Source organism: Flagellimonas hymeniacidonis (genome assembly GCF_008040165.1).
Classification (GTDB): domain Bacteria; phylum Bacteroidota; class Bacteroidia; order Flavobacteriales; family Flavobacteriaceae; genus Flagellimonas; species Flagellimonas hymeniacidonis.
This window is the reverse complement of record NZ_VRUR01000001.1, coordinates 734,605-761,215: the sequence shown is the minus strand read 5'-3', so window position 1 is coordinate 761,215 and position 26,611 is coordinate 734,605. Positions and strand designations below refer to the sequence as shown.

Sequence of the window (26,611 nt, the reverse complement as noted above, 5' to 3'; positions counted from 1 at the left end):
ATACCCTAAATTTTAGGGTACTCAGTTTGAGTCATTTCATGTTGCACATCTCCAGTATGGGCTGTGTTTTGTTTTTCAAAGAGTAATAGGTGTACTTCCTCATCATTTTTTGTCAATGGATTATGTTCTACCCCTTTTGGAACAACAATAATCTCTCCTTCTTTTACCACCTCTGTCCTATCCCTAAATTGCATGTATAAGGTGCCTTTGATGACTTGAAAAAGCTCATCCTCATTTTCATGGGAGTGCCAGACAAATTCGCCTTTGATCTTTGCCAAAATGACTTGCATATTGTCCACAGTGGCTATTTGATGTGGGTGCCATTGCTTGCTGAATTTGGCATGTTTTTCTTTAATATTGATAGGTTTCATAATTTATATGATTAATTCGTTGGTATAGGGAGATTATGCATTTTTAAAAAAGAAAGCTTGTCCCAATACCCTCTTTGGAATTTGATTTTATCATCAATAATGTGAAAAAAACCACAACCTCTTAAACCCAAAGGGTCTTTCCATTCTAGAATGGCCCAATCACCATCTTGAAAAATATTTTCTGGGATACAAACCATCTCTGCGGTGCTAAATTCATTTTTGAACATTTCAAAAATAGCTTCTTTGCCTACTACAGGATCTTGGTTAACCTGATGATTAATGGCATCATCATGGTATAATTGTGCCAATTTTTCAGCATCTCCTGAATTAAAGGTATTTACCCATTGTTGTAGTACATCTTTAGATGTCATTTTAATTGATATAGTTGAAAAGTGTAAAAGAAAATCTATAGTTAAAGATACTAAATCCCCAAGATCAATTTAGCGATCCAAAAGTAAATTAGGATACCAAAAATATCGTTGCTTGTGGTAATAAAAGGGCCTGTTGCGATTGCGGGATCGATGCCGCGTTTTTCTAAAAACAGGGGTATAAATGTGCCAATAATCCCAGCTACAATAATGACAACAACCAGAGAAATGGAAATGGCCAAGGCGGTGAGGAAATCTCCCTTCCAAATCCACGTAAAAATTAGTAGCAAAACTGCAAGTATGATACCATTTAATAGGGCCAAAAGCATTTCTTTTACCAAACGATTACTAATACTTCCTTTTAAATCATCATTGGCGAGCCCTTGAACAATGATGGCACTGGATTGTACTCCCACATTACCTGCCATAGCTGCTATAAGCGGAGTAAAGAAAAATAGAATGGCATGTTTGGAAATCATTTCTTCAAAGCCGCCCATTATGGCAGCTGCACCCAATCCGCCGAACAATCCTAGAATTAACCAAGGCAAACGTGCACGTGTGAGCTCCCAAATGCTATCATCCGCCTCAACGTCTTGAGAGATACCTGCGGCCAATTGGTAATCTTTATCCGCTTCTTCCTTGATAACATCAACAATATCATCAATAGTAATGCGCCCCACCAATCTGCCAATTTCATCCACTACGGGAATGGCCTCCAAATCATATTTAGACATGATTTTGGCCACGTCTTCTGACTTTTCATTTACATTTACATGATCTACTTTGGCTATATACACATCTTTGATGTGCGTTTTTGTGGAGGTGGTCAATAGGTCTTTTAAAGAAAGCCTTCCTTTGAGTTTATCTTCATCATCCACCACATAAATGGAATGCACTCGAGTAACATTTTCGGCTTGGGCCCGCATTTCTTTTACGCAGGTCAATACATTCCAACTTTCCCTAACCTTTACAAGCTCTTTGGCCATTAGGCCACCCGCAGTGTCCTCATCATAGCGTAACAGCTCTACAATACCCTTGGCATGTTCTTTATCCTCTATCTCCGAGATAACTTGCTGTACAATTTCATCGGGAAGTTCATTTACGATATCCGCGGCATCATCTGTATCAAGCTCTTCCAGCTCACTGGCAATTTCTTTTGCCGAAAGATTTTTAAGGACTCCCTCGCGAAGGTCTTCGTCCATTTCGGCAAGAATATCAGAAGTCTTTTCACTATCCAGGAGTTTAATAAGATAAGTGGCCTCATCCTTGGTAAGTTCCTCTGCAATTTCTGCGATATCCGCATAGTGGAACTCCTTCATCATCAACCTAAGGGCAGCATTTTTCTTATCTGCTATCAGTTGTTGAATATCTGCTACAAGCTCGTCTGTAAGTTTAAACGGAGTCATTTGCTATCTTCTGAGTTAACATCACAAAATCGGCTACACCTAGCTGTTCCGGACGTTGATCAAATATAGTATCTTCTTTTAGATTATCAGACAGATTGAAGGTTTTAAGACTGTTGCGTATGGTCTTTCTTCTTTGGTTGAAGGCCACCTTTACCACTTTAAAAAACAAATGCTCATCACAGGGCAATTTTAAACTTTCCTTACGAGTTAATCGCAATACTCCAGATTGAACTTTTGGTGGTGGATCAAATACCTCTGGAGGGACGGTGAATAAATATTCTGCTTCATAAAATGCCTGAACCAATACGGATAAGATTCCATATGTTTTATTTCCAGGTTTTTCGCAAATACGTTGTGCAACTTCTTTTTGAAACATGCCTGAAAACTCAGGAATTTGTTGACGCATTTCCAACATCTTAAAAACAATCTGAGTGGAGATATTGTATGGAAAGTTTCCTGTAATGGCAAACTGCTCATCACCATAAAGTTGTTTTAAATCGAACTCAAGGAAGTCTGCTTCAAGAATATTCAATCTATTGTTTTTCTTGAATACATCTGGGTGCTCTAAACGGAAGCTGTGGTTTAAATATACGATGGATTCCTCATCCAAATCCATGGCAACCAAATCCAAATCCCTTAGCAAAAGATATTTGGTAAGCACTCCCATTCCAGGTCCAATTTCTATAACATTGGTATACCCATTCAACGAAAGTGTGTTTGCAATTTGCTGCGCTATTTCTTCATCTATTAAGAAGTGTTGCCCTAAGTGCTTTTTGGCTTTTACAGCACCTTCTTCATGCCCATTTTTAGCTTTTTTTGGCCTGCCATTGCCATGCTTTTTCTTATTTTTCTTGGACATGGAACGTTTTTATGCAAGTTAGTTGGAATTTTCGATATACACCCAAGAAGTTATACCAGATTCCAGCAGCACTTTCATACGGGTATAAGCACTAGTCTCATAGATATCCGCTTTTTTTAAATCCGATTCAGAAACTTCATAGGCCATTCCCTCCACTTTGGTTTTTAGGTCATTGGTTTGCACCACCAGAGGATATCTTTCATATACCGCATTTTCCAAGCGTTTGAATCCAGATAGAAAATCAACTTTGCCAGCCAATATTCTCCCAAAAATATACTGTTGTACTTGAGGGTCTTGCAATGTGCCGTAAGTGAAAAGATAGTTCAATGTCCTACGGAATCTGTTGACTGATTACTTCCAACTCTGTTCTGAATGCTACAAATTTATTAGCAAACAATCCCATTGCATCAGCGCGCAAGCGTTCTGCATCTTCTTGATAATAAGCTTCCAAGGTTTCGCGGTCTTTGGTGGTATACTGTACAGAATAGGTTATGCCACCCATGTCTTCTTGAATCAGTACCTTGGTCATTTTGGCATGGGAAAACTTGCCTGTTGCAAGCATATCTGGAACATGTTTATCACGCATCCAGGAAAGCCATTGGTCATGAACGCTTTCATCTATATTAATAGTGACATTGTATATAAGCATAGCCTCTTTTTTACTAGCTCAAAAGTAGCGAAGAATTAGTTAATGGCATCTCCTCTTAGCCTTCTAAAATGCTTTCTGGATTTTGGAAAGTAATAACTATCTTGGTAGTTATAGATGATTTTTTCGTAATGGGTTTTTGCTTTTTCCGGCTCGTTTAAAATGGTCCTGTACAATTCGCCTAAGGCAAAATACGCATCATCTGCCAAAATCCCGTCAGCATAGAACTCTACAATTTTTCTATAGTTAAAAACTGCGTTTTCAAAGGATTTTTGTGCTTCTAACAATTGTCCTTGTTTCAGCAATGCTTCATCTTCAATTTTTTCACCTTTATGGTTTTGTAAAATGTCTTCTAAAACATCAATGGCTTCCCTGTTTTTATTTTGATAGGCCAAAAGATCGGCTCTGGCATATTTTTTAAGCGCGGTTTGTGTGGAATCTTCCAAGGAGTTGTCCGAAATTAAGAGACTCAATTGCATGGCATCATTAGCAATAAGTTGCGATGTGGATCCGCGCAGTACTTTTAGCTGTGTCAATGCCCAATCGAAATCACCCTTATAAAAACTGGTTTGTGCTACTTTAAAACGGGCATCCTGTCCTAAAACATCATTTTTTAAGCTTTTTTGTATTTGTGTAAAATAGATTAAAGCTTGATTGAATTTTTGGTCATAAACCAAAATATCACCCAAAGCCAATTTAACATACGCAACACCCATTCTTCCCAATGGAAGCTCCAAACTTTTCTTTAATATGTTGATTGCAGATGCAGGGTTCTCTTTTTTAAAGGTTAGAAAATTGGCATAAGCAATTTGTAGCTGTAGTGTTCTGCTTTGATAGCCGTACTCGGTTATCAAATCGGTGAACTTTTTTTCTACTGCATCCAATTTCTTTCCATTTGCATCTTCCAATTCAATATCGATAAGATGGAGCTGGGCATTAAGCTTAACAACTGGATCTTCACTATTGTCTATGATATAATTAAAAACCGTGGTAGCATTTTTGTTATCCTTATCCTCTAAGGCAATCTGTCCCAAATTCTCTAACCGATCTAAGGAACTCTCATTGGTGCGCTTATAAATAGCTTTTTCTTGACCGAAAGCACTGTTGTACTGTTTTTGTTGAATGAACAACCAGCTAAGCAATTCGTTCCAAAGGATATCCGGATTTTTTTGCGCATTTTTCAACAGTACTTTTCGCAACAAAACATTATTGGCGTTGGACGGATCTTCCGAAATATAATCATCAATATTTCTAAGAATATTGGAACGAGAAGTACGTCCTTGATAGATAAGATTTAGAAAAGACTGATACATTTTTTCAATAGCACCCTGCTCTCCATAAATTCTGGCCAATTGATAGTCATAATTTAACTCAGGCTTTAATGCCATGGCTCGAGTGTAGGCCAGTATAGCATAATCCAAAAGGGCATATTTTTGAAATCGATATCCTACGCTATATCCAAAATTGGGATTTTCATCAATCTTTTGGATGGCCATGTCATAGTATTGCGTAGCCTTTTCTGGTTGATTTTGAAGGGTGAAATTATAACCCAATTCAATATAAAAAGTTGGGAAAGCATAGGTGTCCTCAATTTTTTTAAGTAGGAAAGCCTCAGCATCGGTATAGCGTTCCAATTGCTGATAACAGGCTACCAATCCTTCTGAATAGTCCGTTCGTCTTGGGTTTTTATCCACCAGCTTTTCATAGAAGATTACGGCTTTTTCATAGTCCCCATCATTAAAATATTGCTTGGCCAAAAAATCCTCTTGAGAGTGAACCGAAGAAAGAAATAGAAAAGAAATAAGGAATAAGATGTATCGCAATACCTTGTTTTATTTCAAATATAACGCAGAAAAGTGCTGGAATCTGTTAAGTGAATCCAAATAAAATGTCCAAAGGTTTTAGTTGATGGTATTAAATCCGCAATATGGAACAAGAACTTCGGGAATCTCAATGCCGTCTGCCGTTTGATAATTCTCCAAGATTCCCGCCAAAACTCTGGGGAGCGCAAGAGAGCTGCCATTTAGGGTGTGCGCCAATTGACTTTTCCCAGCCTCATCTTTAAAACGTAGTTTTAATCGGTTGGCCTGAAAGGTTTCGAAATTGGATACGGAACTAATTTCCAACCATCGGTCTTGTGCAGTTGAAAATACTTCAAAATCAAAGGTTAGGGCAGCGGTAAACCCTAAATCCCCACCGCAAAGGCGAAGTATTCGGTATGGCAATTTTAATTCCCGTAATATGGTTTTAACATGTTCCACCATCTCATCCAAGGCTTTGTACGAGGTATTTGGATGCTCGATACGAACTAATTCCACTTTATCAAATTGGTGCAATCTGTTCAATCCGCGAACGTGGGCGCCGTAGCTTCCCGCTTCTCTTCTAAAACAAGGCGTATAGCCGGTATACTTGATTGGGAAATCTTCTTGCGCAACAATGTCATTCCTGTGCAAATTGGTAATGGGGACTTCGGCAGTTGGAATAAGATAAAGATCATCTTCTTGTACATGATACATCTGTCCTTCTTTATCAGGTAACTGCCCAGTACCATAGCCAGAAGCTTCATTGACCAGATGGGGAGGTTGTACTTCGGTATAACCAGCTGCTGTGTTTTTGTCCAGAAAATAGGAAATCAAAGCACGCTGTAAACGAGCTCCCTTGCCCTTGTATACCGGAAATCCAGCACCTGTGACTTTTACCCCAAGCTCAAAGTCAATAATGTCGTATTTTTTGGCTAGTTCCCAATGTGGCAATGCACCATCAACAAGGGCGGGAATATCTCCATCCCTAAAAATTTCTTCGTTATCTTCATCTGTGTTTCCGGCTGGGACGGATTCATGCGGAATATTGGGAATTTGATACAATTGTTCTTGCAGCGCAACTGCGGTGGCATTTAAATCTTCGCCAAGCTGTTTTGCAGATTCTTTAAGGCCAGCCGTTTGCTCTTTTAAAACATTGGCCTCTTGGGCTTTTCCTGATTTAAAAAGCATTCCAATTTCTTTGGAAAGCTTGTTGGATTCCGCCAAGGTGCTATCAAGTTCGGTTTGAATGGAACGTCGTTTCTCATCCAAATCGAGAATGGCGGATAGAACAGGTTCTGCATCAATATTTCGCTTTTTTAAAGCGACAATGATATTCTCCTTGTTCTCCCTAATTATCTGTAATTGAAGCATGGCTCTGTTTTGAGCGGCAAATTTAAGTCAATCTATGCAAGTTGACCAATATTTATTCTTTTTGTGAGGGTCTGATCCACTCATTATGGGCAAAATGTTTCCAGGGGACGTTGGCCAAATCAACGGTAGGGTCTACGAATTCATGGTACTTTCCACCGTTTACGCGCACCTTGCTGCTGGCAAATACTTGAATATCCTCTCCTTTTTCGGCGTATTCCTTTTTTAAATGTTGGGCAAACTGCCAGATAAAATCAGGATAGCAGGCGACTTTTCTTTTTTGCTTTTTGGTGAGATAATTATCCAGCTTAATATGATTCCCCTTTCCGGTTTCTTTATTCTTAATTTTAAAATGAATTATACCAGTTCTACTTCGTAGCATCATCCTCCAGCTCATTCTGTGCCCTTCTTCTGTCCAAAGCACATCATCTTTAAAGGTATGATGCCGTAGGGGTAGGATTAATTGAACAACAAAATAGATGGCTAAAATACCTAGGAGCCAGTTTTTGTTTTTTGGAAGATCAATGGTATTTTCAATAGCAACTACCTTCTTTTTCAAGAAGATATTTCTGATAGTCTGAGGCGTAAAAAAGAAAACGGTAAATGCCAATGATAAATAAGGGAAAATGCCGATTTGAAATACAATGCTATTGAACAAATGGAAAAATATAGAGAATCCAAAGGCCACTTTTCTTGTTGGTTTCCATAATAGGGCTGGAACTATCAGTAAATCAAAAAGAATTCCAAAAATTGCGACTATTTTATGTAACCATTGTTGTTGTAATAATTCACCAATCAAGAAATAATCATTCTTGGATTTCATGAGGATTTCGATAATACTGTAATCCAGCCAATCACCATATAACTTTGCTATAGATGCATAGGTGTAAACGATGAATAGTTGCAGAATGATAATCCAGCGCATCCAATTATACATGGAATGGGAATGAACTTTTGGATTTTGCTTGGCATCTAAAGAAAAATCACGATTTGCTGGTAAAAAGGCCATAATGAACGCCAATAGCATCAACAAATAGTAATGATTGTTGTAGGAGGTTTTTTGCATTAGGTAAACCCCAGCCCACATGAATGCAAATGTAAAAGCACTAAATCTATACTTATAGCCAAAGGCAATGAGTAGGCCTAAAGTGCCCATAATAGCAAAATAAATATACATTCCAGCTCCGGGAAGAGGCTGCAACCATTCAAAACCAATAAAGTTAAATGTGAATTTTGGGGCTATCAAAGTTTTTCTCACCCAGCCAGTTGCAATGGCACCATAACATTCTGCGCTAACCAATAATCCATAAAAGAGTCTAAAAACAACTAGCTGTGCGTTATCTATTTTTTTAAAAAGAAATTGATTGAACATGCTATTTGGAAATTAATGAAAGGGATGTTTTTTTATCTTCTTTTAGTTGTTCTTTTAATGCCTGTACAGAATCAAATTTATGCTCATCTCTAATGCGATGTATGATGCCAACTTGTACTTTTTGGTCATATAAATCTCCTTCAAAGTCAAAAAAGTTGACTTCTATACTTTTTTCAGTTCCCGCCACCGTTGGATTATACCCAATGTTCATCATACCAAAATATTCTTTACCATCAAGAATACTCTTCACTACATAAACCCCATTTTTTGGAATAAGCTTATAGTTCTCTTCTATATGAAGATTTGCTGTTGGAAACCCAAATTCTTTGCCAAGCCCCTTTCCCTTTTTAATACTACCGGTAAGCATATAGTTATAACTCAAATAACTATTTGCAACTGTAATATCTCCTTCTAAAAGCGCATTTCTAATTTTGGTGGAACTTACGGCAATGTCATCAATTTCTTGGGCCGGAATTTCTTCAACTTCAAAATCCAAGGCAGTTCCAAAAGTAATAAGGTCTTGAATATTGGCATTTCTGTTTCTTCCAAACCGATGATCATACCCTATGATTATTTTTTTTGTTTTGAGATTGTTGACAAGAATGTCGCGAACAAAATCGGTGGCTGAAAGCCGTGAAAATGCTTTTGTAAAAGGGTGTACAATAAGATAATCCAACCCCAATGCCTCCAAAATCTGCTTTTTTTCTTCAAGGGTATTTAGCAATTTTATATTGGTATCTTTTTGCAAAACCATCCTTGGATGCGGAAAAAAAGTAAGTACTGTAGACTTTAAGCCTGTTTTTTTGGCATTATTTATGAGGCGTTCCAATATCTTGCTGTGACCCAGATGTACTCCGTCAAAAGTGCCAATGGTAACTGCAGTTTGAAAAGAAGTATTTGTAAACGAAGAAATGCCCTGGATTGTTTCCACTAATCAAGAAAATAAAAAAGGCTATTTTTGATTTTGACTTACGCCCCTTTGTGTATGAAAGCTAAATTACATCTTGTTTTTTCAATAACCATATTTTTTACCTGCTTTTGCACTTTTGCGCAGCAAGGTTATTGGAAATCCATTTCTCCAAGGGCTAGTTTTAAAAGCGCCTCCGTAAAAGATGTGAGCAAGGCTGGGGCTGTTTTCACCCTAAATAAAGCTGGTTTTTCCCAACAACTTAAGACGTTTTCCATTTCGAAGAACTCACAGCATCTTATGTATCTTCCCACAGATGATGGTACTGTTGTTGGTTTTTCTATCAAAGAAACATCGGTATTTCATCCAGAATTGGCCAAAAAATACCCAAATATCAAATCATTTTCAGGGGTCAGCCTAGATGGAAAGTATAAGGTAAGGCTCAGTAGTTCGCATAAAGGACTGCAGAGTATGATTACAAGTCTAGAAGATGAAAAAACAATTTTTATGGAACCCGTATCAAACAAAAATGATACATATGTGGTCTATAAAAAGGGAGTTGGTTTGGCTAATAAAGACGGGTTTGTTTGTGATACCAAGAAATTACAGCAAAGTGTTCAAAAAACGATTACTCCGTTAGTGGATGACCAACTGTTGCGAAGGTTTCGTATTGCGGTTTCTACCACTGGCGAGTATACGCAATTTCATGGAGGTGCCGTGGCCGATGCACTTGCAGCCATTAATGCCACATTAACCAGAATAAATGAGGTTTTTGAGACAGATTTAGGGGTCACTTTGGAATTGGTGGCTAATAATGACTTAGTCATTTTCACCAACGCTGGAACAGATCCCTATAATGGGAACCTCAACGGAGAGGTGCAGAATGTTCTAACTACAACCATCGGTGAAGCAAATTATGATGTTGGGCATCTTTTTAATAAGGTAGAACTGCCTTCTCAGAACAATGGAAATGCTGGTTTTATTGGTGCTGTTTGTTCAGATAATAGAAAAGGAAGTGCCTTTTCTTCCGCGTCCATTCCAGAAGGAGATATTTTTGATTTGGATTTTGTTTCCCATGAACTCGGGCATCAGTTTGGAGCCAATCACACATGGTCTTTTGAATCTGAAGGGACAGGTGTACAGGCAGAACCTGCAAGTGGGACGACAATAATGGGCTATGCAGGGATAGTCCCGGGTAATAATGTGGAACCCAACGGGGATGATTATTTTCATTACAACAGCATTCTTCAAATTTCCGACTATCTACAGACCGTTTCTTGTGCCCAAACAACTCCATTGACGAATGCTCCACCTGTAGTAACTCCTATGGGAGATTATATTATTCCTAAAGGAACGGCTTTTGTGCTTGAAGGCATGGCAACCGATAGTGATGTGGGAGATGTGCTTACGTATACTTGGGAGCAAATAGATGATGGTGTGGTTACAACAAATACATTTGGCCCAGAAAATCCAAGTGGCGCCAATTTTAGATCAGTGGCACCTACCACAGACCCTACAAGGTATTTTCCAAGATTATCCCGTGTAGTGCAAGGAAACCTAACACAAACAACCCCGGAAACCGGCGATGTTTGGGAAACGGTATCCAATGTGGAAAGAGATTTTAAGTTTGCGTTTACGGTTAGGGATAATGCCGTGGGAGGGGGGCAAGTGATTTCTGATGTATTGGATGTTAATGTAATTAATGCCGCTGGACCTTTTACAGTAACCTCGCAAGCATCAAGCGAAGTTTATGAGGGTGGCTCAATTCAACAGGTTGCTTGGGATGTAGCAGGGACAAACATTCTACCCATTGATGCCAAGACCGTTGATATTTTTCTGTCATTGGATGGAGGAAGTAGTTTCCCAATCCAATTGGCCGATGATGTTTTGAATGATGGTACTGAGGATGTACTTATGCCGGGGAATGCTACAAGCGCGGCGCGTATCATGGTAAAGGCTAGCGACAATGTTTTCTTTGCGGTTAATGCTGCTAATTTTTCCATTCAAGAATCATCTGTGGTTTTGAGTTTTCAAGAATTGACTTTTGAGGTATGCCAGCCAAATGACATCATTATCCCTTTTACATATCAAACGTTCTCTGGGTTTAGCGAGACTTCTACTTTTTCGGCAAGTTTGCCAGCTGGGTTAACAGCTTCATTTAATCCAAGTCAATCAAGTACAAACAATACAGCAGTCGATTTAACCATATCCAATACCAATAGTGTTTCACCAGGAGTATATCCGATTACGATTACCGCTACATCAACGTCTGTTACCAAAAACGTACCCTTATCGCTGGCTATTAGGGATACAAATTTTGCTAATGTGATGCTTACATCACCAACAGATACGCAATCGAATACTTCTTTAAACACTCAACTTAGTTGGGAATTAAATCCACTTTATACCGAATTTGATATTGAAATTGCCACAGACGTTGGCTTTTCCGGCATTGTGGAATCTGCCACAGTACCATTTAATTCTTACAGAGCCAACAACCTAATAGCTGAAACAGAATATTTTTGGAGAGTAAGACCAAGAAATGGATGCGGTACGGGGACCTTTGGTACGCCTTTTAGCTTCACCACAATTCAAGTGGATTGTAAAAATGTGGATCCTGCAGGTCTTCCTTTACAAATTTCCGCAAGTGATACTCCAACAGTTACCACATCTGTTCAAATTTTTGATGACCTCTCGGTATCTGATATCAATGTGAACTTAGAGCTTAATCACACCTATTTAGCAGATCTTATTGTAAGCTTGATTTCTCCATCAGGAACGCGGGTTGCTTTAATTTCGAATACTTGTGGAGAATTAAACAACATCAATGCCGTTTTTGATGATGATGGGGCGGATATTGTGTGTTCCGGTAACCCAGCAATCTCTGGAACTGCAAATCCAATAGGTTCATTGAGTTCTTTTAAAGGAGAATCTACTTTAGGTGAATGGACATTGGAAATTAGGGATATAGCCAATGGGGATGGAGGGTCCTTGGTGGCATTTTCGTTAGAGGTATGTGCTGAAGGAGCTTTTAGACCAGATGATGATGAAGATGGCGTTTTTGATGATGGAGATGACCTGTGTTTAGGTACTCCAAAGGGTGTAGAGGTGGATACAAGTGGATGCCCTGTCAATCGTTTGCCCGCAGATAACTTTACAGTTGAATTACAAAGTGAGTCCTGTAGAAATAATAACGATGGATCGGTATCAATAACTGCGGCAAATACATCATTAACATATTCTGCAACCCTTGACGGAAATGGTTCGGTGTTAAATATGGATTTCACAAATACGCATACCTTTCAAAATTTAAATGCTGGAGATTATTCGTTATGCATAACTGCAACAGATGGCAATATTATCTATGAGGAAACTTGTTTCAACGTAAATATTTCGGAGCCAGCACTGTTATCAGCTGCAGCTTTGGTAAACACAAATGTGTTGAATCTTACTTTAGATGGAGGTAGTTTGTACAATATAGAACTTAATGGTTTGGTAACTCAAACCGAAGATGCTGAAATTCAATTGGAATTGAAGAATGGATTAAACACCTTACGAGTGACGACCAATTTGATATGCCAAGGCGTATATGAAGACTCTTTTTTCATTTCTTCCAAACCCATTCTTTATAAAGAAGCAGTTCAGGAGATTTCTAGAGTTTTTCTAAATGGCTACTCAGGAAGTGTTGAGGTTCTAGTGTTTTCTTCAAGCGGTCAGCTGGTAATGCGAGAGACTAGAACGGTAAGCGGTAATGATCTTGAGATGAATTTTTCAGCCTTGCCAACCGGAGTTTACTATATGAATATTAAAACGACGGAGATGAGGGATGTGATTAAATTGATTAACAAATGAAGCGGTTTTTAATTGGTTTTTGTACGTTAGTTTTGCTTTGGTCTTGTGGTAGCAATGATGACCCGCCGCCGAGTCCAGAAGGTGCAAATTTGATTTTTCCTTTGGAAAGTTCAGAATGTACAACGGGAGTTAGTGTTAGTGAGACACTTAGCCAGGTTACTTTTGAATGGAGTGCCTCGGCAAAAACGGACAGTTATAGGTTAATAGTGGTGAATTTAACCACCAACATACAACAGCAGCCACTAAATACTGCGGCCACTACAGCTAGTATATCCATTGAAAAAGGAACTCCGTATTCATGGTCTGTCACTTCTGTAAACTCCTCATCGGGGTTGACTGCAACGAGCGATACGTGGTTGTTTTACAATGCTGGTTCCCAAACTACCTATGCTCCTTTTCCCGCTCAATTGGTGAGACCGGCATCAGGTGCTACGGTGCAAAAAAGCTTGGCTAATGAAGTGGTTTTACAATGGATGGGAGCAGATGTGGATAATGATTTAAATTCCTTTGAGGTTTTCTTTTCGGACCAAAACCCGCCAACAACTTCTGTGGGAACCACTAATGCTACTACGATGGAATACACGGCAACTGTATCGTCTAACACCATTTACTATTGGAAGGTGGTTAGCACAGATTCAGAGGGAAATACTTCTGACTCTGGGGTGTTCGAATTCAAGGTATTCTAAATTAAGTTCCGTTAAATTGATTCATGGTATTTTTTATGCCAGCAAATACAAATGAGCGAATAAGATCTGTGGATTTCTGCAAACGCTGTGATAGTGTTTTAAGCTCATCAGCATTCCATTGCCCTAAAACATAATCTACCTGCTTTCCCTTACTGAATTCTGCACCCACTCCGAATCTAAAGCGATTGTACTGGGAAGTTTGTAAGGTATTTTGGATATCTTTTAGTCCGTTGTGCCCACCATCACTGCCTTTGGTTTTTAGGCGTATGGTACCAAAAGGAAGGTTTATATCATCCGTTATGATCAAGGTATTTTCTAAAGAAATGTTCTCCTTTTCCAGCCAATATTTTACCGCCTTACCACTCAGGTTCATGTAGGTGGATGGCTTCAAACACAAGACGCTCTTGCCTTTGTGCTTAAAACTGGCAATTGCACCTAATTTTGCGCTTTCAAAAACAAATTTTTCCTGTTCTGACAAAAAATCCAACACTTTAAAACCAATATTATGCCTGGTTTCCTCGTATTCTGACCCTATATTTCCAAGACCAACAATAAGGAATTTTTTCATGGTGTCAGTTTCATTCAATAACTGTTTTGGAGTGCTAAAAAGAGCTTTAATAAATTGAAACATTAGTAAGTTTCTAGTTGTCCAAAAATACAAAAGCATCCCAAAACTTTGCATTTATGCAAAACTGGGATGCTTTGATGCTTTATTAAAACTATTCCTTGGCTTCCGCTGCTGGTGCTTCTGCACCTTCTGCTGCTCCCTCGGTTCCTTCGGCTCCTTCAGCTCCTTCAATTTCTTCCTCTTCTTCTTCCTCATCATCAACAGACGTTCTAGAAGCTTTCACCTGTACTACGGCAGTACTATCTGGGTGTAGAATGGTATAGTCATCATTCAGCAGTGTTTCTACTGGAATGGTTCCACCAATTTTCAGCTTTGAAATATCAATAGTGATAAAATCAGGGAGCAAATCAGGCAACGCCTTGATAGCAAGTTTTCTTTTTCTAAATAATAAACGACCACCGTTTCTTACCCCTGGAGAATTCCCTTCCAAACGAATAGGGATATTCATGGTAACAGGTTTGTCGTTGAACAATTGATAAAAATCTATATGAAGAATTTTATCGGTAACAGGATGGAATTGAATATCCTGTAATACTGCTTTCAACTTTTGGCCATCTTCCAACTCAATCACAACGGTGTGCGCGTTAGGAGTGTACACTAAATGTCTGAATGCTAGTTCATCAGCTGAAAAGTGTAATGGTTTATCCCCTCCGTAAAGCACGCAAGGGACCTTTCCAGCATTACGTAAGGCTTTGGTCGATGCCTTGCCCACGCTTTCTCTTTGAGATCCTTTGATAGTAATTGACTTCATTATATATATTAAAATTAATTTACATTAAAAACTTTGATGATATTGAGGTGTTGTGATGAACCCTGTGCATCACATCTGCAAAAAGGTCTGCACATCCCAATACCTTTATTTTTTTCTTGTTGTGTTCAACAGGAATAGAATCTGTAATAATAAGCTCTGACAACTTTGAGTTTTCTATTCTTTCATAGGCATTTCCAGATAACAACCCGTGGGTGGTGATAGCACGAACACTGAGTGCTCCACGTTCCATCATAAGATCGGCAGCCTTGGTCAAAGTGCCAGCAGTATCCACCATATCATCCACTAACACCACGTTTTTTCCTTTTACATCGCCAATTAGCTCCATATGAGAAATTACGTTGGCTTTGGCACGTTGTTTATAACAAATAACCACATCGCATTCCAATGCCTTGGAATATGCATAAGCTCTTTTAGATCCTCCCATATCTGGAGAAGCAATGCATAGATTGTCCAAATTAAGTCCTCTTAAATAGGGTAAAAACAAAGTTGATGCAAAAAGGTGATCTACGGGCTTTTCAAAAAAGCCTTGAATCTGATCAGCATGCAAATCCATGGTAATTATACGTGTGGCACCTGCAGTTTCCAACATTTTGGCTACCAATTTGGCAGCAATGGGAACTCTGGGTTTATCTTTTCTATCCTGTCTTGCCCATCCAAAATAGGGCATTACTGCGGTAATATGTCTGGCAGATGCTCTTTTAGCAGCATCTATCATCAACAACATTTCCATTAAATTCTCGGAACCTGGATTGGTGGAACCAATAATAAAAATACGGGTACCTCTTATAGATTCTTCAAATGAGGGTTGAAATTCACCATCACTGTATCTGGAAAAAAGAACCTTTCCCAAGTCAGCACCGTAGGAAGCTGCAATTTTCTCGCCAAGCACAGTACTTTGGGTACAAGCAAAAATTTTAGGCTCTGGAACATGGTATGACATTGCAATCTGTTGTTAACTAGCTTTTTAAAATGTCTTTTTATAAAAGAGGTGCAAATTTAAAAATTAATTCGGGTTGCTAAAGGATTAATGAAGGTATTTTTAGTGGGAAATGAAATTATTTTTTAGCTTTGCAGTCCTTTTGGAAAATTAATGCTCGAGTGGCGGAACTGGTAGACGCGCTGGGCTCAAAATTCAAAGCAAAAAGTTAAGCCTCGGTGGCGGAATTGGTAGACGCGCCGGATTCAAAATCCGGTTCTGCAAGGAGTGTGGGTTCGATTCCCACCCGAGGTACAAAAAAGCTTAGATGAAAATCTGGGCTTTTTTTATGCTCAGGTACAACATAGGTACAACATTTTACTGTTTTTTAGAGGGTCATTTGGAATTGTATATTTTGATGTCTTTTACTAACAAAATTTATTAAATAATATAGTAAGGCGTCCTTTAAAACCTTCGTTTTACAGGACTACCAAAAACATAAACCGAACTAATGAATATTTGAAGAGTCCACTCTATTCTTTATCCTATTAAATTACTATCCAAGATTTTAAAAGATCTCATTAGGGAATAAATTTTACCAAATACTGCATTCTAATTGATTATGGATTGAATAGTTTTCACCTTCAAAACTCCCTAACAAAACTTACATTGACAATTAACCCATTTTTGACTTTATAAATAGAAACATACTTTGTTTCTTTATCATTTTGGGTAACTATTTCATCATTGATGACATAACTTCCATTAGTCATTTGATTTACAATTTCAACAGTTATGGATTTTTTTTCAAAATCGGATTTAAATATTGAACCCAATCTATCAGCCCCAGCACCCATTAATCTATTTGGATAAGTAAATACCTCTACGTCCTTATGGTACAGTTTTATAAATTCGTCATAGTTGTGTTCATTGTAAAGTTTCATTCTTTTACTGACTACTTGCAATGGTGTTAGATTTGCACTTTGTTCTGACTGTAATGAATTACCACTTTTATCATTGTCAGGTTTATCATTACACGCTATTAAGAAAGTCATCATTGAACCGATGATTATTACAATACCTTTTTTCATTTTAAATATTCTTTTAATTTTTTGGGAAATCTGTGTTTATTTTAATCTCTTTAATTTGCTGCACATGCCGTTCCGTATGCCCTGACATGTAGAGGATGACTTGATAAGCATCGGTAGCTCCAACATTTGCAAAATGATTTCTCAAGTCATCCTTGGTTGTTTTAACATAATTAATATGTTTTTGTCTCTTTTCCTCGAACTCTTTGAGCGTTGAATCAAAATCCCCATATTTTCCCTTAGGCAGGAATTCCTCTTGTGTTGTCCTCTTTTTAGTGCGATCTGTAGCAATTTCCAATATTTTTTCATCAGAGAAACGTACTCCTTTGCGCATTTCCGGATTGGCAGGAAGGGCTAAAGACTCCTCAAGTATTTCAAACACTTCGTTTTCAAAAATTGCAATATGCTCCGTGCAATCAGCAATAGACCATGATGATTCACTGCTTTTATAGATGAGCTGCTTTTGACTTAAACCCTTTAGTTCCTTTAAAAAAGAGTCTCGTGATTTGGTCAATTCTTTAATAGCAAAATCCCTTTCCGCTTTTTTTAATTCGGTCTCAGAAGTACTAAAGCTTAGCAGTGCTAGGCTTAAAATCAATACAATAACTTTTTTCATTTTATATAAATTATAATGATTCTTGGATAAGGATTATCACCTGATTTTAATCATTCTTTCCCTTAGCCCTTTTTCTTTAAGATAATCGGCTAAATCATGAGATTCCCCAATTAGGGCATGATGCAGCAACGTAAATCCATGAGGGCCTTTTGCGAAGACCAATTCAGGATATGCTTCTAAAGTAGGTATTACCAAATCTGTTTTACCTAACATGGCTAACACAAAAAGACTTACCCTAGCCCCTTTGGAAATTAAATAATTGGCAATTTCTTTATTGCCTAAATGTCCAGCGCCTTCAATGGCCTCCTCATAATCCCCATTTCCCCAATCAAAAGGACTGTAAACTAAGTTAGGGTGTTCCTGTAGCATCTCTTTAACCAATTCTAGATTACTATGTCCGGCAACTACAAAATCTTTTACCAACTTTAAATCGAGTTGCTTCGGTTCTTTTTCCTGAGATTGAGAAAAAGCTAATGTTGGAGTCAGAATAGCCGTTGAAACGCTTAAAAGGGAATTACTAATAAATTTTTTTCTGTTCATGATTATTGAATATTGTACTATTTCTATGCACACCAGACGTGCATAATAAATTGTTTTATCAATATTCGGAGATAATGTATTAGGATACTGTAAAAAACATGTTTCCTTTAACGAAAAGTAATGTCTTTACTTTTTTCTATAAGCAGAAGGGGTTAATCCGGTTTTTTTCTTAAAGGAAACATTGAAAGAAGTGACGTTGCCAAAACCAGAATCATAGGCAATTGCAGCGATTTTTTCATTTACGTATTTTGAATCTTTTAATAACAGTTTTGCTTTTTCAATACGATACTGATTTACAAATTCATAAAAATTTTGCTGGGTATTTTCATTTATAACTTGCGAAATTTCTCGGGCTTTCACATTTAATTTTTTAGAAACTACGTATAGTGTAAGACCCTCATCTAAAAAAGTATGTTCGGTTTCAAAGAGTTCTTGGACCTTTTGAAATAAAACTAATGAACGATTTCTATTTAATTTGGAGCTGCTATACTTCTGTAGGTTGAACTTATGGCGATTTAAGAATAGGTAACTGAAGGCATAGATCAAAAAAGAATAAAATATAGGTCCAATAATATAGTATATGGTAAAATCAAAAAGATTTCCGACATAATGGAACCATATGAGTGTAGACCCAATTAAAATGTTACGATACCATTGTACGATACTCTTTGAAGCTTTCATGCGATTTTTATACAGATAAGACCAGGATAATATTAGATAAACCAGAAAATGAAAAACTATTATTCCATAGTTCCAAAAAGCTTCAAATCTCCCATTTCTTGGAACAAAGGGAACTAAAAAAAGAAATAATATAAAAGGGACGAAGTGAACGTAATCCCTTATGGAAAATAATCTGTTATTCTCGAAAAGCGTAATTCCATAAAACCACAATGAAGGAGCAGCAAATAAAATTCCTGAAATACCAATGTTGTTCTGCCAATTCTCTAGAGGGATATAATAGTTCAATACAGATTTACCGATCCTTATTGTCAAACCTAATAAGAACAAAGCCAAAAATATATTGGATGCCTTATTTCCCTTTTTAAGTGTCAACAAATAGAAGCTCAAAAAAAGACCTTGAGCTAAGCCTAGAGATGCTAAAATAAGAATGAGGCCAGTTGTCAGCATTTAAAGCATATTAAGATTTCCCCTAAATATCATATTGGAGGTGTATATCATGGTTTCAACGTTTTGTTTGATATGTTTCCCCAAAATTCAATATTATCCATATAAGTTACCTTAAAGAACATGTTTCTTTGGATAAATGTTAGCCTTTATTTATTTTTTAAGACTAAAAATACCATGGGCCTTTACCCAATGGACTTCTCCTTTGATTGCTCCCTTCCAGCCACTCTCTGGAGGGGCACTGTATCTTTTTGAAAAGAAAAAATACTTGTTATCTGGTGACATATACGGACAAAAATATATCCAATCTTCGATAATCGACTCACCAAGATCAAAATAAATAGGTGTTTGCCATTTGTTGTTTTCTTTAAATGATACAGCAAATCCCCTTTCTTCAGTATAGGTGTTTCCAGTAATCAAGAAACTTTCATCGGGTGAGACATAGGTGCTGCGTTCGCTTTTTTTGGTATTTATTTCAGAACCAAGATTTATGGGTATATCAAATTTTCCATCTCCCAAATATTGGGCGCGATAAATATCTCGTTTGCCAAAACCGCCCGGACGGTCAGAGGTAAAATAGATGCTTCCATCAGCGACAACTACTGGATATGATTCCGCAAAGTTATCTGTTGATATTGGGTATCCAACTCTGGAAGCTACTTGCCATTTACCTCCTACTTTTTGACTTCTAAAGATATCTGGTTTAGAACTTGCAGAACGATCCTTAGGACTAATTCCAAGAAAATAAAATGTATTGCCATCCGCTGTAATTGATGGGTCAATTGCTACTGATTCATCATCTTGGTTGGAAAACATTTCAATTGATTCAGGTGTTGTCCAACTACCATCAGTTAGTTCGGAATGATGTAGAACAAATCTTCCATCAATAATTCGCGTAAAAAACAATTCAGTGTTAGAAGCATTAAACACAGTATTAATTTCTATAGCGTCTGTATTAACTACTGATGTGGCAAATAATTTAGGTTTGCTATCTGGTAGTTCTTGATCTAAATAAGAAATATTTGAGTTGATTGATTTACAACAATGTAAAACAAATGCTAGCCCAAGTATGGATAAGAAATAATACCCTTTGTTCATTGTTTAAACTTCTATAATGTTTGGTAACAATTGGATGTGAGTCATATTGCAAGTTTATCTATTGTGTTTATTTTGCTCATGAATATCTTTTAGAAGTAAATGACTTATGAATTATTTTCCACTCCCCTTTTATTTTTAAAAGCAACATATAATCAATGGCTATTCGATCTCTATCTGGCATTAAAACCTCTATTTTGGCTATCGCTGCATCACCTTCATAGTCCACGGAAAGTACTTTACCAATACGGTTGTTTTTTTTGCCTAGTTTGAAATTGCTAATATATTTTTCCCCATCTATAATGCTCAGGGTATCATTTTTTATATAATATAGATTGAAACCTTTATGAAAAGCTTTATTTAATCTATTGGGCTCGCCATTTGACGTACCTTCAATATAATTAAGAAGTGTTTTATTGATTAGATTAAATTCATTTTGCTTGTCAAGATTTTTATTCTGATTTTGCCTATGTGTTTTAAGGTTAATAATCTTGTGCATTATTCTCCATTCTTCCTTAATTTTTAGAAGGAGTAGATAATCCGTAGCTACCATATTCCTTTCAGGAAAATAAACCTCAATCTTTGCTGTTGCAGCATCATTTTCAGTATCAATAGAAATTACTTTCCCAACTCGATTATATTTTTTCCCCTTTTTCACCCTTGTTAAATAACCCTTACCATCCATTATTCTTAAAGTATCGCCGCTAATTAAATACAAATTGAAATCCGATTGAAATGCATTTTTCACCAATTCTGGTTCTCCATTTGCCGTTCCCATTATATAATTTTGGAGAGTTTTATTGATTTGCTCAATCTCAGTTTGGGCACTTAATTTTAATCCTAAAATAGAATTAAATGCAAATAGTAAAATATAGATTTTTTTCATGTTATACTGTGTTTAATGAACATGTATGGGTGCTATTATTTTTGCTTCTTTAACCATACAGCTGATGACCCATTATTAATAATTTTTCTTACTGAAGAACCATCCCTGTTCATAATATAAGTACTCCAATAGTCATCCATTTTTGATTGAAAAATTAGTTCTGAGCCATTAGGTGACCAAGATGGATGAGAATCATCAACTTCACTAGAGGTTAATCGTTTTTGATTGGACCCATCTATATTCATGCTATAAATTTCTTGATTACCATCTCTTTTGGACACAAAAGCTATTTGCTTGCCATTTGGTGAAACCTCAGGATGCCAATCTTCAGCATCGTTATTGGTTAGTTGAATCATGTTGCTGCCATCTATATTGGCTATACTTATCTCACTTTTTTTATCTTTGGATTCTGAGTAAAAGACTATTCTACCATCTGGTGTAAAACAAGGGCCTCCACCGCTTAGTGGTTTTATTTGAGTCTGTTCGCTTCCATCTGAATTCATGGCCCAGATTTCGTCATTCACCAGTCCCGTCGAATCTTTGTAATATCTTGCAAATACAATCTTTCTTCCATCAGGTGACCATGCAGGTGAACTATCCCATTTACCATCTGCATGAGTTAATCTCTTCCAATTTGTACCATCATTATTTATTGTATGAATAGACCATGTCTTCTTGTCATCGTATTTTGCATAAAAAGCGATGCGTTTTCCGTCATGAGACCATGCTAAATAGCCACCACCACTTTTAAGTGGATTTGTAATTTTAACTTTTGATGTACCTTCAATATTGGTTAAATATATTTCTCTTTTACTTGATTCACCTGAGACATTTGAGGCATAAGCAATTGTATGGGAAGTTGATTTAGATTTACTTCTTTCCTGACAAGAAATAGCAATGCCAATTAGGGAAGTTAAAATGAATAAGATTTTTACATGATCCAATTTTTTAGTTCTCACAGAATATTGGTTTTTAAAAGTTCATTACCAAGTTTAGCTTTATGGCTACTGTTTTGTGTGCGAGGTTTCTCCTAAAGAGAATCGGCCGTAACGAACCCGAAACCATCTTTGCTTTAGCACTAAACCGCAATTATTTTTTATACGCTGTTGACAAGTGTTTTGGCCATCAGTTTTGTTTATTGACTTTTTCTCTCCATTGATTTATTAGAGTTTGATACTCATTCCATTCAAGCTCATCTAAGTTTGATGATATTTTATATATTTTTTCCAACGCTGAAATTGCTTTGTCAAACTGTTTATTTGCCTCATAGGCTTTTGCGAGTTCATTTAAGGCCAAAGTTGATTTTGGGGAATATTCAACCCAACGTTCGATAACTTCAATTGCCTCAGCAGCATTTCCCTGTTTTAGTAGATTTGGACCTATCCAACTTAATCTATTCACACTATTCCAGCGCTCTGCTCTTGGTAGTATTTTAAAACCATATTCTGTTGAAGACTTTTGAAAATGGTTATCTAAGTTTTCCATTGCTGTTCCTGGTTTTTCTATGATATCTCTATATTTCGCTGACCATCTTTCATTTGGAAACACCATGTTTAGGGCTTCATGTAAAGCTGGTAAAGCCAAATCATAATGTCCTTCATTAGGAAATGTCTTAGAAATAAATTTGAAATTCGGAGAGCGATAGGAGGATAGACGTTTTTCTAAAGATTCCAAATTGTCTTTAATTTTGTGGGAACCATTACGGTCATCCGAATCTGATGATGTCAGGTATAAATACTTATTGTTATACAGTGATTTATCCTTTTCGAATTGACTTATAAATACATCAATAAAACTTTCTCCGTCCTTATAACCCATTCCAAGAATATCGCCCGAAGCAATACCAATATAAACATCAAATAAATCGGTTTCTTTTGCAAATGCGTGTAATGGATATATCGATGTCGTGGAAAGTCCTAGTACCATTCTAAAATCATTAGCACGATAGTTTTCTTTTAAATAGAGAAATAATTCTTCTTTTAGATAGGCTGTAAAAGGGTCTGGATTTCCGCCAAATGGCAGTTGTTTCCAGTCTTTTGGCCAGAAATCACTTCCGTTTGTATATAATTTGGGGATGTGTGCTCCATCGGTTAGACTAACTACAATAGTTTCCGGCATTCTCTCTACTGAGCTTAAATGTTTCACAACTCCCGAAACCATATGGAAAAACTCGTTCTCGAGCAACATTAGAACAGGATATGTATGCCGTTCGGATGATTTGTGAAAGCCTTCAGGAAGAAAAATATTGATGCTTTTATCCTCATTTAGAATTTTTGAATGAATTACATCCTGTTGGGCGTAGGTTAATGTGATTGATTGTTTCTTGTTTAAAATCGACTGGTTGCTCGTTTCCTTTTGTTGCGCATTTGAGTTAGAGAAATTAAGCAAGATACCAAGGGCTAAAAAGAATTTTAATAATTTCATTTATTTTAAGCTTTTCTGTTTGAAAATAAATTGAGAACTATGTCGGAAACCGGTTCGCTTTTCTATAGGCAATCTCATTGTCAAAACTCAATGTTTTACTAGAAAAATGATTTAAAGAACATGTTTCTTTGAACAAATTTTATTTGTCTACACACCCCTTAAAAGCACAAAAACTATTATCCGGTTATATTTTCGTCTTGACTCAATTCTTAATTGTTTGCTTTAATGTTGATTCTGGCAAACACCAACTTTTCTATGGAATTGCTCTTGAGTAAAAGCCATATCATAAGTAAAATTTCACCATATGAAGTATAGTCTGAAAGTGTTGGTTTCAGTATGTTTGGATATACAAACAAGAAGATTGAATCCAACGTGTATCCAGCTCCTGCAAATAGTAACATAACTCCCAGGAATTTTGAGATTCGGGTATCCAATTTATAGATTAAGGCTCCAAGAGGAAAAAGCCATAATCCCCAAAAAATTACTGCAATGTGAGTGCCATGATTGTGAATTGTAGAGAATAAATTTGTTAGGTTTAGGCTTTCTTCTATTGAGAAGCTATCTATGCTATTTATCAATAACATAGCAAAATGATTAACTTCATTTAATACAGATACACCTGCACCAAATAGCATTAAGATCAGCATGGATAATGCCATTGTTTTGTTGATCTTCGATAGTAATCTGTATAGATAGATTACAAGTAGAATACTAACGATGTTCATAGCAAGAATGCTAACTATTCCAATCCGAAACAAAAATGGATTGTTATTAATATTTATGATTGTTTTTGCAATATCCCCTTCAATTTTTATTTGAGGCAGGGCGTACATAAGAGCATAAAGCCCTGTTATGGCGAGAATCAAGTAAGATAGCCCTGCAAATAATGCGTTTTTTTGTAATTTGATATTCGTCATTCTATTTGTTTTTTATAAGTGAATACCTCTTCAAGAGGCTTATTAAAAATTCCAGCAATCTTAAAAGCCAATTCCAAGGAGGGAGAATATTTTCCTTTTTCAATAGCCATTATTGTTTGTCTCGTAACCCCAACCTTTTCTGCCAATTGCTGCTGGGTCATTTCATTGGTAAGAAACCGTAATGTTCTAATGGTATTGGAGATGTTGGTGTCTTTCATTTTAAATACCTTTTCTTGTATAATAAAGTTCAGATAGATTTTGTACTATAAAGGAAGCGAATATTGAAAAGAAAAGTAGTTTGAACATGGTCGTAATGGATATTCCTAGAACAAGAAACCCCATCGTTGTTAAAAAGCATACCATAAAAGTGTTGTTAAAATTTCGGGTAGACCTTAGCTTTATCAGTTTGCCAAATTCGTCCGTAAGAAACTTTTCTTCCCTCTTTTTGGTAATGACTGAATTCAGTATGCTGTAGAACAGGTACAACACAATTCTCGAAAGAATCATTACGGGCACCAATAATAGTATGGATGCTCCCCAAAAGGGTAGTTCTCCCATATCCGTCAACTTGCTGTTATAAACATTCAATAGAATTGCATAATAACCTAGAAACGTAATGGTATCAATAACCAAAAATATAATTGGCCGTTTTTCTTGTGTTGTCATATGTGATTTTATTTAAAGGAATCGTATCCGTTGAACTTATGCATTAATAATGTATGCTCCCACTTCTTAGGGTTTTGATTTTACAAACTCCCTCAAGTGCACAATTTCACTAGGAATTACCCATTTAGCCATCATGTTTATCATCCACGCAGGAGGATTGCCGCCTGGATGAAACCGAAATGTACCCGATGCCATACAGCTATTGTGATCAATTTCTTTAAATCTCCAATCTCCTATGTCTACTGGCATTCTGACCACCTTATCGGTTGCCTCATATCCTGCTACATCTACCTGATGCCATTTTACTCCCATGGCCTTCCCCATTAGATCTTCATATAATGAATACCTTACCACTACATCTCTATCTTTTACAAAAGCACGGCCGTACATGTATGAGTAGAGTGTAAGTTCATTTTCCGTTTGTTCCAGAATTTTAAAGGTTCCAGTTGGTTTCCCCTTTCTAGAGAAGTAGAGACTTGAATCGGTAAACATCTCCATTGCGGTGCCTTGGGCTGTTTTCATGGAACTATTTACCTGTCCAACAACTTTGAACTCATGCAATTTGGAACCTGAAACTTTCCGCTTATAAAGACTCCAACCTTCTACCTCCTTCTTATTCTTCTTTTTCTTAATTAATTTCCACTCATGACTATCAGTCTCCTGATCTTGAGCAATGGATGCAGGGCAGAAAGTTATAATCACTATTGCTAAGCATATTATCTTGATCCAATTCGATTTATTCGCCTTTGTTTTTTCCATGATTTTAATTACTCGATTTTATTTGATTGATATAAGAAGTTGAATATATTTTACACAAAGTAAAGTATTATATACTTATTGTAAAATATATTTAACATTTATTTACAAATAATCATCCATGATATATCAGTGTCAAAAAAGTAAAATGTGTTCTTGATTGTTGCTTGGGTGTTTAAAAATTGCCCATGGTAATGACAGGTATATTATGTGTTTTAAATACTTAAACGCCAGTATAGCAACGTCTGTAGTCGATAAACAATATACTTGCACCTATATGCCGCCACAAAGTTTATTTGTTATTCAATCTTAAGAATAAATCTTGTGTTTCCTAAAACGGCCGATTTTTAAGACTATTCTTGTAGAAGATTGAATCCGTTATCAAAGAGTGCCATTCCTGGTCTTTTTTAATAGTTTTGTTAATTGACCTTTTATGGGACTGAAAGGATTCGTCTAAATGATAATTATTTTGGAAATAATCCAGTTCTTTTTCTATTTGGAATTCTATTGCAATGTTTGCATTTAGCTAAAAAATAGTATTGAAA

At 36.7% G+C, this 26,611-nt stretch carries 27 protein-coding genes and 1 tRNA gene; 3 read left to right on the top strand and 25 right to left on the bottom strand.

Annotation, left to right across the window (positions count from 1 at the left end; genetic code table 11):
- Window positions 1-5 precede the first annotated feature (5 nt).
- The 10 genes from FVB32_RS03275 to FVB32_RS03230 all read right to left on the bottom strand — a co-directional run bounded on the left by FVB32_RS03275 (window position 6) and on the right by FVB32_RS03230 (window position 9,123).
- Entirely contained in the window at window positions 6-371 is a 366-nt protein-coding gene (locus FVB32_RS03275) for a cupin domain-containing protein (protein ID WP_147741150.1), read from the bottom strand.
- Between the two features lie 11 nt (window positions 372-382).
- Entirely contained in the window at window positions 383-742 is a 360-nt protein-coding gene (locus tag FVB32_RS03270; protein WP_147741149.1) for a nuclear transport factor 2 family protein, read from the bottom strand.
- A 50-nt stretch (window positions 743-792) separates the two neighbouring features.
- Complete coding sequence (gene mgtE, locus FVB32_RS03265; protein ID WP_147741148.1) at window positions 793-2,145, bottom strand: magnesium transporter; 1,353 nt, start codon at window positions 2,143-2,145, stop codon at window positions 793-795.
- Window positions 2,132-3,004: a 16S rRNA (adenine(1518)-N(6)/adenine(1519)-N(6))-dimethyltransferase RsmA gene (gene rsmA, locus FVB32_RS03260; RefSeq protein ID WP_147741147.1), complete on the bottom strand. Its 873-nt coding sequence runs from the start codon at window positions 3,002-3,004 to the stop codon at window positions 2,132-2,134. The genes mgtE and rsmA overlap by 14 nt, the downstream gene beginning before the upstream one ends.
- Window positions 3,005-3,022: 18 nt before the next feature.
- Window positions 3,023-3,331, bottom strand: a complete 309-nt coding sequence (locus FVB32_RS03255) for a gamma-glutamylcyclotransferase family protein (protein WP_147741146.1) — start codon at window positions 3,329-3,331, stop codon at window positions 3,023-3,025.
- A gap of 4 nt (window positions 3,332-3,335) precedes the next feature.
- Window positions 3,336-3,653, bottom strand: a complete 318-nt coding sequence (locus FVB32_RS03250) for a DUF4286 family protein (protein WP_147741145.1) — start codon at window positions 3,651-3,653, stop codon at window positions 3,336-3,338.
- Between the two features lie 35 nt (window positions 3,654-3,688).
- Entirely contained in the window at window positions 3,689-5,473 is a 1,785-nt protein-coding gene (locus FVB32_RS03245) for a tetratricopeptide repeat protein (protein WP_147741144.1), read from the bottom strand.
- 78 nt (window positions 5,474-5,551) lie between these two features.
- A complete protein-coding gene (gene serS, locus FVB32_RS03240) occupies window positions 5,552-6,823 on the bottom strand; it encodes a serine--tRNA ligase (RefSeq protein WP_147741143.1) in 1,272 nt (423 codons plus the stop codon).
- A 52-nt stretch (window positions 6,824-6,875) separates the two neighbouring features.
- On the bottom strand, window positions 6,876-8,192 hold the full coding sequence (locus FVB32_RS03235; protein ID WP_147741142.1) for an HTTM domain-containing protein: 1,317 nt from the start codon (window positions 8,190-8,192) through the stop codon (window positions 6,876-6,878).
- Window position 8,193: 1 nt separating this feature from the next.
- Window positions 8,194-9,123, bottom strand: coding sequence for a bifunctional riboflavin kinase/FAD synthetase (locus FVB32_RS03230; protein WP_147741141.1), 930 nt, complete (start codon window positions 9,121-9,123; stop codon window positions 8,194-8,196).
- A 54-nt stretch (window positions 9,124-9,177) separates the two neighbouring features.
- On the opposite strand from FVB32_RS03230, the gene FVB32_RS03225 reads away from it, so the two are divergent.
- Entirely contained in the window at window positions 9,178-12,951 is a 3,774-nt protein-coding gene (locus tag FVB32_RS03225; RefSeq protein WP_147741140.1) for a reprolysin-like metallopeptidase, read from the top strand.
- A complete protein-coding gene (locus tag FVB32_RS03220; protein WP_147741139.1) occupies window positions 12,948-13,637 on the top strand; it encodes a hypothetical protein in 690 nt (229 codons plus the stop codon). Before FVB32_RS03225 ends, FVB32_RS03220 begins: the two co-directional genes overlap by 4 nt.
- A gap of 1 nt (window position 13,638) precedes the next feature.
- Here FVB32_RS03220 and pth read toward each other — a convergent pair whose 3' ends face one another.
- The 3 genes from pth to FVB32_RS03205 all read right to left on the bottom strand — a co-directional run bounded on the left by pth (window position 13,639) and on the right by FVB32_RS03205 (window position 15,977).
- A complete protein-coding gene (gene pth / locus FVB32_RS03215) occupies window positions 13,639-14,268 on the bottom strand; it encodes an aminoacyl-tRNA hydrolase (protein WP_147741138.1) in 630 nt (209 codons plus the stop codon).
- Between the two features lie 88 nt (window positions 14,269-14,356).
- Window positions 14,357-15,016: a 50S ribosomal protein L25/general stress protein Ctc gene (locus FVB32_RS03210; RefSeq protein ID WP_147741137.1), complete on the bottom strand. Its 660-nt coding sequence runs from the start codon at window positions 15,014-15,016 to the stop codon at window positions 14,357-14,359.
- A gap of 19 nt (window positions 15,017-15,035) precedes the next feature.
- Entirely contained in the window at window positions 15,036-15,977 is a 942-nt protein-coding gene (locus tag FVB32_RS03205; RefSeq protein WP_147741136.1) for a ribose-phosphate pyrophosphokinase, read from the bottom strand.
- A gap of 209 nt (window positions 15,978-16,186) precedes the next feature.
- On the opposite strand from FVB32_RS03205, the gene FVB32_RS03200 reads away from it, so the two are divergent.
- Window positions 16,187-16,268 (top strand) — tRNA-Leu (locus tag FVB32_RS03200).
- A gap of 329 nt (window positions 16,269-16,597) precedes the next feature.
- Here the strand turns inward: FVB32_RS03200 and FVB32_RS03195 are convergent.
- The 12 genes from FVB32_RS03195 to FVB32_RS03140 all read right to left on the bottom strand — a co-directional run bounded on the left by FVB32_RS03195 (window position 16,598) and on the right by FVB32_RS03140 (window position 26,069).
- The gene (locus tag FVB32_RS03195) at window positions 16,598-17,044 is read right to left on the bottom strand and encodes a nuclear transport factor 2-like protein (protein ID WP_147741135.1); all 447 of its coding nucleotides are present in this window, start codon (window positions 17,042-17,044) and stop codon (window positions 16,598-16,600) included.
- Between the two features lie 13 nt (window positions 17,045-17,057).
- Window positions 17,058-17,657: a DinB family protein gene (locus FVB32_RS03190; RefSeq protein ID WP_147741134.1), complete on the bottom strand. Its 600-nt coding sequence runs from the start codon at window positions 17,655-17,657 to the stop codon at window positions 17,058-17,060.
- A 36-nt stretch (window positions 17,658-17,693) separates the two neighbouring features.
- Window positions 17,694-18,197: an ankyrin repeat domain-containing protein gene (locus tag FVB32_RS03185; protein WP_147741133.1), complete on the bottom strand. Its 504-nt coding sequence runs from the start codon at window positions 18,195-18,197 to the stop codon at window positions 17,694-17,696.
- A 126-nt stretch (window positions 18,198-18,323) separates the two neighbouring features.
- On the bottom strand, window positions 18,324-19,325 hold the full coding sequence (locus FVB32_RS03180) for a helix-turn-helix domain-containing protein (protein WP_147741132.1): 1,002 nt from the start codon (window positions 19,323-19,325) through the stop codon (window positions 18,324-18,326).
- Window positions 19,326-19,475: 150 nt separating this feature from the next.
- Window positions 19,476-20,420, bottom strand: a complete 945-nt coding sequence (locus FVB32_RS03175; RefSeq protein ID WP_147741131.1) for a TolB-like translocation protein — start codon at window positions 20,418-20,420, stop codon at window positions 19,476-19,478.
- Between the two features lie 76 nt (window positions 20,421-20,496).
- The gene (locus FVB32_RS17845; protein ID WP_246139822.1) at window positions 20,497-21,303 is read right to left on the bottom strand and encodes a nuclear transport factor 2 family protein; all 807 of its coding nucleotides are present in this window, start codon (window positions 21,301-21,303) and stop codon (window positions 20,497-20,499) included.
- A gap of 35 nt (window positions 21,304-21,338) precedes the next feature.
- Window positions 21,339-22,262: a DUF5050 domain-containing protein gene (locus FVB32_RS03165; RefSeq protein WP_147741130.1), complete on the bottom strand. Its 924-nt coding sequence runs from the start codon at window positions 22,260-22,262 to the stop codon at window positions 21,339-21,341.
- A gap of 166 nt (window positions 22,263-22,428) precedes the next feature.
- Window positions 22,429-23,727 (bottom strand): tetratricopeptide repeat protein, encoded by a 1,299-nt coding sequence (locus FVB32_RS03160; RefSeq protein WP_147741129.1) that lies wholly within the window; start codon window positions 23,725-23,727, stop codon window positions 22,429-22,431.
- Between the two features lie 209 nt (window positions 23,728-23,936).
- Window positions 23,937-24,644, bottom strand: coding sequence for a DUF4386 domain-containing protein (locus tag FVB32_RS03155; RefSeq protein ID WP_147741128.1), 708 nt, complete (start codon window positions 24,642-24,644; stop codon window positions 23,937-23,939).
- Window positions 24,641-24,862 carry a helix-turn-helix transcriptional regulator gene (locus FVB32_RS03150; RefSeq protein ID WP_147741127.1) on the bottom strand — a complete coding sequence of 74 codons (222 nt, stop codon included), beginning with the start codon at window positions 24,860-24,862 and terminating at the stop codon, window positions 24,641-24,643. Before FVB32_RS03150 ends, FVB32_RS03155 begins: the two co-directional genes overlap by 4 nt.
- 1 nt (window position 24,863) lies before the next feature.
- On the bottom strand, window positions 24,864-25,310 hold the full coding sequence (locus tag FVB32_RS03145) for a hypothetical protein (RefSeq protein WP_147741126.1): 447 nt from the start codon (window positions 25,308-25,310) through the stop codon (window positions 24,864-24,866).
- Window positions 25,311-25,376: 66 nt separating this feature from the next.
- Window positions 25,377-26,069: an SRPBCC family protein gene (locus FVB32_RS03140; protein ID WP_147741125.1), complete on the bottom strand. Its 693-nt coding sequence runs from the start codon at window positions 26,067-26,069 to the stop codon at window positions 25,377-25,379.
- Window positions 26,070-26,611: the final 542 nt, after the last annotated feature.